Genomic DNA, 9,130 nt, shown 5'->3' with positions numbered 1-9,130 from the left:
CCCCCCAAACCTGCTTGAATTGCGGCTGTTTGCCGGATTCGAGGCCGAACGGTAGCGCAGGGCTTGGAATAAGAGAATGAACCTGCAATGCCTGTGGTGTCAGGCACGACCGCGATATTAACGCGGCTAAGAACATGCTTGCGGTCGGACATGGCCGTCCAGTAGTGGGAATCCCCGTCCTTTAGGGCGGGGAGGATGTCAAGGGCTTTCAATTGAAGAAACTGGAAACGCTGGCCCCTGAGCGTTTGCCAAAGCTCGGCTTTTTGCGGGGGATCACCCGAACGCTTCGGCCTCTATTCTGCTATATGCAATTGCTGTTGTAGATCAGCATTCACCTGCTCATCACTGAAGGGCAGCAACGGCCAATCCTGCTGCGAAAACAGGTGCGTCTGATCGGCAAAATGCGGTGACGCTGGATCTGCCGACTGAGAAAATGCCAGCACGCCATGTGCGATTGGGCCAGACTCAGAGAAACTCACGAGCTGAATGTAACTACTGCCCCCGACCACTTCTAAATGATGCCCCACCGGCTTACTTTGGATGGCGTTATAAATGCCCAGTTTCCCGTCGCCACCCGGTATTGCCAAACGCTCCGCACCTCGGCTGACCACCTGAAGCGTACCCCAGCGACGATCATTGCCCTCCCCCAACGCCGAGACTTCCCGAGCAGCATCGACCAACGCTTGACGTATCCGTGTATCCGCTGGATCAAGGCCACGCGGAGTAGTCAATGGCGCGTCAGGATCGAATGCGACCCGCCAAGCATTCCCAAGTTTTAAAAAGCGCGCGGCAAAGTGCTGAAACAGGGGCATACCAACATCCGTATTGATGTTGGCGGAAGCATCCCAGCGCAATAAATCCGTACAGGCTCGCGCCAACTCCTCATCTGGATCGCGTGCACAGAGCTCTGCCAGATCCTCAAGAAGTAGCTCAGCCAAATACACCCGGTTATCCTTGACCATACGCATCAGCTCGTCTTGCCCCAGAGCCTGTGTCCCTTCGAGCTGCCCAAGCGCAAAGCGCGCACGCAAGCTCAATGGCTTTCCATCACGACTGGCTAATGGAGAAAAATCGCGCAGTGGTGCACTGGGATTGGTCATCCAAGCACTGTCGTTGGAGTTCTGCACGAAATCTTCGCGCTCAAGTACAGGTAGCGCTTCAGGGGGCATGATCCCGGCTTGAACAGCGCGCGGATCAATACTCCAATCACAAGCAGCAGAATCACCGCGCAAAGCAGGCAGACCCTGCTGTACTAACTCCGTAATCAAGCAGCCTTGTAGCTGCTGCGGTGTTAGGTTGGGTACCACCGACTGGTTCATGTACAGCGTGCGGCCATGCCTATCTACGGCGAGGGTGTTGACCCAAGGAATCCCCTGCAAGCGCTCCACAGTCCGGCGCAAGCTGTCAACGCCGGTAGCACGGTCGATTTCGTACCACTGTTGCAAAACCCGCGTGTTATCCAAATTAGCATCGCGCAGGGCGTAAACCTGATCGCCTTTCCATTCCAACAGCCCCGGCCAGTGGAGTAGAAGTCCGTGGTTGGACTCGTAGACATCACGATTCAGTGTCGATAGCTCGCCTGCATCGTTGCGTACCTGAATGCTCAGGGTCTTCTTACGCAAGGGTTGCGATTGACCGTCCACTAGATAGCGCTGACTATCCTGTGGATCAAGCTGCAAGCGGTACAGGGTGAAATGGCTGGACGTATCTACCGTGTGAGTCCAAGCCAGATGACGGTTAAAACCGATATTAACCACGGGCAAGCCCGGTAAAGCACTCCCCATCACATCCAGTTTTCCGGGAATAGTCAGATGCATCTGATAGAAGCGTAGCCCACCCGACCAAGGAAAATGCGGATTGGCCAACAACATACCTTTGCCATCACGAGTTTTCTGGTGACCAACGGCCACTGCATTGCTTCCCTTGTCGAAACGAAACTGCTCGCGCCGCTCAGCGATGCTACTCAGCATCTGAGCATCCCAATTAACCGTTGCCACTTGAGTGGGCGGAGTAGCGTTCATCAGCACTTCGGCAAATTGTCCTAATCCACCCTCGACCAGCAAACGGCGGGTTAGACGCAGGAGATCATCAACCTCAATAGGCTGTAACCAAGGCTGCTCATAACAACTGACCCCAGCGCCCTCAGTTTCCCGTAGAAAACGGTTGAAACCGACTACATATCCCTCCAGTAATTGCTGGATGGCAGGCGGTTGAGCTTCGCGGAACACCTGCAACGCCCGCGCGTCATTGAGCCAAGTGAAGAAAAAATCTGAGGTTAGGTTATCCAGTTGTGCCGATGATCGCCCCTCACTACCGAAGTAACGAGCACGCTGGCCACGTACGGTGATGATCTCATCAACCAACAAACAGGCATTATCTCGAGCGTAGGCGTAACCTATGCCATAGCCTAACCCATGCTCATCCTGTGCACTGATATGGGGTATGCCATAAGAAGTCCAACGGATATCAGCCTGGAAAGCAGACTTCAATGACGGAGCAAATAAACTGTAGGACGATAGCACCGCACACAGCAAGGCTACACACAGCAACGCCTTGCTCAGCCCATAATAACGATGGCAGTTGCGCATAAATAAAAGATTCTCAAGTGAACACACACGCACTTAACACACCAAGCACGTGCCGGATAAGGAAGAATTTAGAAGGAATTGGCAGTTTCTTCTGCGCATGTCGGTAGCATTGACTGAAGCATGCCGCTAATGCAGATCTGCTGCCCCATACGCTTTAGGTACTGGTAACATCCTGCGGTATGCTGCTAACAAAAAGGGAGAGAGTCTGCTTCATATCCATATATCCTCGAATGCGCCCATGTGGCCAGCAGGGCCACGAGCCTACCTGCTGATGGAACGAGGAGGATGTGCAAAAATTTAGGGCTGACCAGCATCCCACTGACGCATGCGGATGCGGCAATGTTTCATGGCATTAACAATGTGTTTTTCTACCATATCTTTGGAAATGCCCAAGTGCTGGGCTATTTCGACATGCCCAAGCCCCTCTAACTTACGCAATACGAATGCCTGCCGACAGGGTTCAGATAACTCTGCCAAAGCTCTCTGTAGTAGAGCGAGACGCTCTTTTTGAAGCAATACATGCTGCGGCGAGGGTACTTGGATACCTTCCTCGCCATCTAGCACATTGAGGTCTTCTCGGCATCGGTGACGGCTTCGACGGTGCTCATCGGTAACTAGGTTAAGCGCTGTACGGTATAGAAAAGCGCGGGGCTGGATAATATCCTCCCGACTGGAGGAGCGTTCCAAAATGCGCAGAAAAGCATCTTGGGTAACGTCCGCAGCCAAATGTCCGTCTCCTAGCTTCGCAGTTAAGTAGCGAATAATTTCTCGGTAGTAGTTTTCCAAGACGGCTCCTCGGCTGCCCCACACCAGCGCTTCTGGAGGCTATGCTAGCAGAATATAACCCTATTACTTTATAATAATTCTATAATTCTTATCAATGTTAAAGTCGTGATCCTTGCTCTGGTACTCCCATGAATACTCAGCCACCATCCCCCGATGACGACACCCTGCTACAGGAGGCGGCCGACTGGTGCATGCGTCTGCATGCAGAAGACTGCAATGAGGAGGATAGGCAAGCCTTCCAGCAATGGATGCTGGCCGATCCCAGGCATGCGGAGGAGTACCTAGCAATACTGGACATCTGGGCGCTTAGTGAACACTTACCGCGCCAAAATCCCCCTACACCAACTTACAGTAATACGCCCGTTACGCGCCCATCCATGCCCGTCCGCCGACGCAGGCGTCCGGCCTTGCGGGCTGCTGTTGTACTACTATTAGTGCTACCTATTGCCGGCTACAGTGGCTGGATGCTTGGCTGGCTGCCCAACGACTATCACAACTACCAAACCGAACAACGCTTGTTACAGGTAAGTCTACCTGATGGCAGCGATTTAGAGCTGAACCTAGAAACGCGCCTGAGATTTACCAATTACCGTGATCAGCGCCAGATTGAACTCGATAAAGGCGAGGCCTACTTCCATGTTCAACATGATCGCGATCACCCCTTCGTAGTAAAGGTTGGTACTAGTAGCATCACCGTGACTGGTACCCAATTCAATATTCTCAGATACCAAGACAACGTGGTGGTAACAGTGACAGAGGGCTCAGTGCGTGTGCGTACCGCTCCACAGTATGGGGACAGCAACATCACTCCCGGCCTACAGGCCAGCTACCGCCAAGGCGACCCCAAACCACACATCGCCCCGGTAGATACCGGCAAATCCTTAGCTTGGCGTGAGGGTAAACTGATTCTTGACGACCTATCCCTAGCCCAAGCACTACCCTTAATCAACCGCTATTTAGATACACCATTAGAGCTAGCCGACAGTAGCGTTGCTAACTTACGTATTGGTGGTATCTACAATACCCAAGAGCTTGCAGGCATCGTCGATATCCTGCCACAGGTACTCCCCATACAAATCAGCAGAGCAGCGGGACACCTATTAATCAAAAGCTGCCACGCTTCACTATAAAGATTAAATATCCTAACGTTCATCATTGAGCCCGCCGCCCCTAGGCACAACGCGCAGGATCTATACCAGCATCCGCGACCATCTTTTAGCCCAAACCAAGCAAACCGTTCAGTTTTTTCTCATTTCGTCCGTGTAGCTCAACGCGATCGCACCAATACCAACAGCAAACCACAGGGTGGTCAGACGAATAACCAGCGTGACGGCAATGGCATCGGCCTGTGGTACGCCATTGGTCAGTAACAGAGCAATCATCACCGCCTCCGTACCCCCCAGTCCGCCCGGCATAAAGCTGATCGCTCCAGCTAAAGTAGAGGCAGCGTAAACGAAGACAGAAAACCCAAGCGATACATCAGCCCCGAGCCAATGCAAAAGAAAATGGAAGGCCAATGCCTCTGCGCCCCAACCGGCAAGGCTCAGCAGTGAGCTACTGAGCAATAATAGGGGCGTGTGACAACGCCGCGCATCAAGCAGCATGATTAGTGTATGACGTGATAACTCCACGAACCGACCGTGCCGCCCTCTTAACCAATACAATACCTGCCTAATCAAGCGGTACTGAGACAACAGAAACAGGGTGGATAGGATGATGGCTAATCCTATCATGGCTATGGAACGAGTTTGCGGATAGTGGCCGAGGCCAATAGTGACCAGACCGGTAATGGCCAACAGGTCGGAGAGACGCTCGCTCAGCAAGGCAGCTAGGCTTCTGCTGTAGGGAACGCCGTGGCGCTTGAGTAGCCCACTGCGAATGGTTTCACCAATTTTCCCGGGGGTTGCCGAGAGGGCAAAGCCGGCCAAGTAAACTCTAAAGCTGGGTCGCCAAGCCAGCGTATGACCTAATGCTTCCAGATAACACTGCCAACGCAGAAAACGCAGGACATAGTTAAACACTGACATGCCAAGGGCGAAGCACAATCCTACTAGGCCAACTCTGCCCAGCGCGTCTACAACCTCTCGCCAACCGCCCCAAAGAGAAAACGCAAGATAGCCCAGTGCCGACACAATGGTGGAATAAATCGCGGCGCGGTAAACCCAGCCACGATGTTCAGCATCCGCTGCTCTAGGTTCCATAAAAACTCAACTCAAAAAAGGGAAATGACGACTTACAGTGAAAGCCGTTTGAAAGCGAATTCAGGAATGGATTTTATGACCGCCATGATGGGAGCCCAAAACCAAGGCGTATAAAGCGTCAAGCGACGTTTTTGCAGGGCTGAAAGAATATCCCGAGCCACCCTATCTGGCTGGGCGAGCAGCAGGCCCGGTAACGCCAAGCCTTGCGTCATGGGCGTATCGACAAATCCGGGTTTGATCGTCAATAGATGGACATTCGACTTGAATAATCGCGCGCGCAGTCCGCTGCAAAAGACGCTGACGGCGGCCTTGGCGCTGCCGTACAGATAATTGCTGGGCCTGCCACGCTCTCCGGCCACTGAGGAGATTACCGCAATACTGCCGCCTCCCTGCACCTCCATCAGGTTGCCCAGTCGGGTCAGCAGGGCGATCACGTTGAGGCCGTTGCTGGTGAAGGCGCGCACTGCATAGTCGGGGTCCCGCTCACACATGGGCTGATCTGGCAGACTGCCGTGGGCGACTAGAGCAATATCTATCCTCTGCAAGAGCTGCTGGGTTCTCTCCAGCATCGCTGCGTGTCCATCGAGGTCGTCCAGATCCAGAATATGGGTCTGTACCTCGGTAGCCCCTCGCGCTTGCAGATCGGCGGCAGTTTGCTGCAACTTTTCCGCATTACGGCCAACCAGCATAAAACGACTGTGCTGTTCCGCCCACAGGCGAGCACAGGCGGTAGCGATGGCGGAAGTACCGCCAATAATCAGGATGTTATTCATTGTAAAGTCACTCGTTGCCAAAATTGGGAAAGGAGGGCCGGATCACGCAGGTTTTCTAGCCGCTCCCAAGCGGGGTAGGCTGCTCTGAAATCATCGCCGCTCATGTGGGCATCCTTAGCCGGATACAAGCGCCCTCCCGCGTCTCGCACAATGTGGTCGAGTATCAAGAACAGCTTTCGAGTACGTTCCCCGCGCTGGGGAAAATCTAGGGCTAGAGACACACCCGGCATGGGAAAGGACAGCAGTCCCGGTGACGGCATATCCCCGCAGTTCTTCAGGACGGCAAGAAAGGACCCTTCGTTATGGCGGCGGATGGTCGCAAGCAGCTCGCCTACGGCTTCTTCAGCATCCCCGTGAGGGATAACGCACTGGTACTGCTGAAACCCCCAAGGGCCATAAATACGGTTCCATTCGAGCAAGCGATCCAAGGGGTAAAAAAAAGCATCGTAATCTTGCAGACGCTCCGGACGAGTGCCTTTGCAACGGAAGTAGAGACTGTTAAGCGCCCTGAGCGTCAGCTGATTAAAAAGAGGGATCGGTGGAGTGATGGGAATGCGTACCGTGGTAACTGGCCTAGGCTTGCAGGGTGCTTGATCATGGTGATCGCCCGCCAAAAATACGCCCCGTCCAATTTGTGACAGTGGCGCTAGGCAGTCTACCCAAGCGACATTGTATTCATGGCGAATATCCAGCTCACGGCTGATGGCAAAGTATTCTCGCAGATTGTCGAAGCGTATCTGCTGTAGGCGGATCTTGCTGGAAGCTATGCGCCGCAGGCGCAAGGTTGCCGCGACAATAACACCCGTTAAACCCAAGCCCCCCAGGGTGGCATTGAACAGTTCGGCATGCGCCGTGGGGCTGCACTGAACCAAGCCTAGGTCAGTGCGAACCAGTTCGATCCCATCGACATGGCGGCCAAAGGTGCCCTGCACATGGTGGTTTTTGCCATGTACGTCATTAGCAATCGCACCGCCTACGGTGGCCAAGCGAGTACCCGGTGTAACCGGCAGGAACCAGCCCTTGGCGATACTGCACTGGAGCAGCTCCCCGAGGGTCATGCCCGCTTCCACTGTAACAAGACCCTGCTGCCAATCAGCCTCAATGAAGCGCGCCAGCGGACGCATATACAGCACTTGGTCGCTACTGGCGAGACAGCTATCGCCATAACTGCGCCCGTTGCCGTAAGGCAGTCCGACGGCCTGACAATCCCTCCATGCTAGCCCTTGCTCGGCGACCTGTTGACGCCAGTGGCAAGGAATTGGCTGCTGCGGGGAATATGGATAACGTCCCCAAGATCCAAGTGTCTTCATGCGGCCAGCCAAAAGACCAGCGCAAACAGAGCTCCAGTGATCAAACTGATACGATCCTTCGCCGCGAACACTACAGGGTCGTCATGCATCAAACCACGATGGGTCAAGAACCAAGCCCGACTGATCCAGAACAACAGCAAGGGACAGGCAAACCAAATAATCACTGGATAGCGATAAAGTGCGGTTTGGGATATTTCCTGAATATACAACGCCAGTATCAAAACTGAGAGATAGCCAGAGGCTGTACCGATGGACGATATCATCTCTAGGTCTGCAGGAAAGTAGTCTCTTCCCGATGCCCGTCCCATCTTACCCAGCTCTCGGGCCTCACGAAGCTCTGCATAACGCTTGATCAGGGCCAAACTCAGAAAGATAAACAGAGAGAATGCCAGTATCCAGAAGGTAGGCTGTAAATCGAGGACAAAAGCTCCAGCGATGATTCTCAGGGTATACAGCAAGCCCAAGGTGATGACATCAACCACCATGACTCGCTTCAACCCCAAAGAATAGGCTAGGGTCAAGAGGTAGTAAGCGAGCATCGCCCCGCTGAACAAAGGCGGCAACAGCAGCCAAGCACCGACAAAAGCTACTGAGAGTAAGATAGGGAAAGCCAACAGCCCTGAGCCGATGGAGAGCTTCCCGGCAGCAAAGGGACGCATGCACTTACGCGGATGGCGACGGTCATCATCAATATCCAGCAGGTCATTGAGGATGTACACACTGGAAGCGCATAACCCAAACAGCAGGAACGCAATAACCACTTGCCCAAGCTTTTGTGGATCATCAGCCAGATGGGCGGCAAAGAGCGGTATGAACAGCAGCAGATTCTTCAGCCATTGATGCAACCGAAGGGCCTTTAACCAGTTTTTCAGCGGATGGTCGGCGCTTTTGAACACTTGCGCGACGTTGCCTAATGCTTTGGCCCTGCGCTCCACCCCCGAATGTGGCTGTACCACATAAGCGCGGTTGGCCGAGGCCCATACGGACAGATCTGCGTGGGCATTGCCGACATAATCGAAGCCTTTTTCTCCGTACTCGCGTACCAACAGGTCACGCTTGGCTTCTGCGCCGAGGTTGCAATCATGCTCCGTAGCGAATACCCGATCGAAGACCTGTAGATGAGCAGCGATCTTTTCCGCGTGCAGCCGATGGGTCGCCGTTGCCAGCACCACCGGTGTACCCCGTAAACGATGCTGCTCTATCAACTCCATCACTTCTGGGTTGTAGGGAAGATGCTCCACGTCAAAGGGCGTTTGTCGGGCCAGTTGTTCCTTCAAGTACGCCTTGCCACGAGCCAGCCAGCCAAACAGCGAAGCAATACGCCACGGGCTGCGTTTGGCAAAACGAAGACTGGCCTCGTGCAACATGTCAGAGCGGAGCAAAGTTCCGTCTAAATCAATTACTAGCGGGAGTTCAGCCACATTCCTGTCCTCATAAGGAGAGCATCCGATAGCCAAGCTCGAATGCCTTTT

The 9,130-nt window shown here is 53.8% G+C and carries 7 protein-coding genes; 1 reads left to right on the top strand and 6 read right to left on the bottom strand.

Annotated elements, in window-relative coordinates:
* Positions 1-293: 293 nt before the first annotated feature.
* Together pvdQ and LX59_RS07645 are read right to left on the bottom strand one after the other, a co-directional pair.
* A complete protein-coding gene (gene pvdQ / locus LX59_RS07650; protein WP_144571251.1) occupies positions 294-2,588 on the bottom strand; it encodes a bifunctional acylase PvdQ in 2,295 nt (764 codons plus the stop codon).
* A 297-nt stretch (positions 2,589-2,885) separates the two neighbouring features.
* Positions 2,886-3,374, bottom strand: a complete 489-nt coding sequence (locus LX59_RS07645) for a sigma-70 family RNA polymerase sigma factor (protein WP_144571250.1) — start codon at positions 3,372-3,374, stop codon at positions 2,886-2,888.
* A 128-nt stretch (positions 3,375-3,502) separates the two neighbouring features.
* On the opposite strand from LX59_RS07645, the gene LX59_RS07640 reads away from it, so the two are divergent.
* Positions 3,503-4,504, top strand: a complete 1,002-nt coding sequence (locus LX59_RS07640) for a FecR family protein (protein ID WP_144571249.1) — start codon at positions 3,503-3,505, stop codon at positions 4,502-4,504.
* 108 nt (positions 4,505-4,612) lie between these two features.
* On the opposite strand, the gene LX59_RS07635 is transcribed toward LX59_RS07640, so the two are convergent.
* The 4 genes from LX59_RS07635 to LX59_RS07620 are packed head-to-tail and all read right to left on the bottom strand — an operon-like array spanning position 4,613 to position 9,079.
* Entirely contained in the window at positions 4,613-5,575 is a 963-nt protein-coding gene (locus LX59_RS07635; RefSeq protein ID WP_144571248.1) for a lysylphosphatidylglycerol synthase transmembrane domain-containing protein, read from the bottom strand.
* Positions 5,576-5,607: 32 nt separating this feature from the next.
* Entirely contained in the window at positions 5,608-6,348 is a 741-nt protein-coding gene (locus LX59_RS07630; protein ID WP_144571247.1) for an SDR family oxidoreductase, read from the bottom strand.
* Positions 6,345-7,658, bottom strand: a complete 1,314-nt coding sequence (locus LX59_RS07625) for an FAD-binding oxidoreductase (RefSeq protein ID WP_144571246.1) — start codon at positions 7,656-7,658, stop codon at positions 6,345-6,347. The genes LX59_RS07630 and LX59_RS07625 overlap by 4 nt, the downstream gene beginning before the upstream one ends.
* Positions 7,655-9,079 carry a UbiA family prenyltransferase gene (locus LX59_RS07620; RefSeq protein WP_281284838.1) on the bottom strand — a complete coding sequence of 475 codons (1,425 nt, stop codon included), beginning with the start codon at positions 9,077-9,079 and terminating at the stop codon, positions 7,655-7,657. The genes LX59_RS07625 and LX59_RS07620 overlap by 4 nt, the downstream gene beginning before the upstream one ends.
* Positions 9,080-9,130: the final 51 nt, after the last annotated feature.

It is taken from the genome of Azomonas agilis (genome assembly GCF_007830255.1).
Taxonomy (GTDB): Bacteria; Pseudomonadota; Gammaproteobacteria; order Pseudomonadales; family Pseudomonadaceae; genus Azomonas; species Azomonas agilis.
Note: the sequence above shows the minus strand (reverse complement) of the source record. Positions and strands in the feature narration are given on the sequence as shown.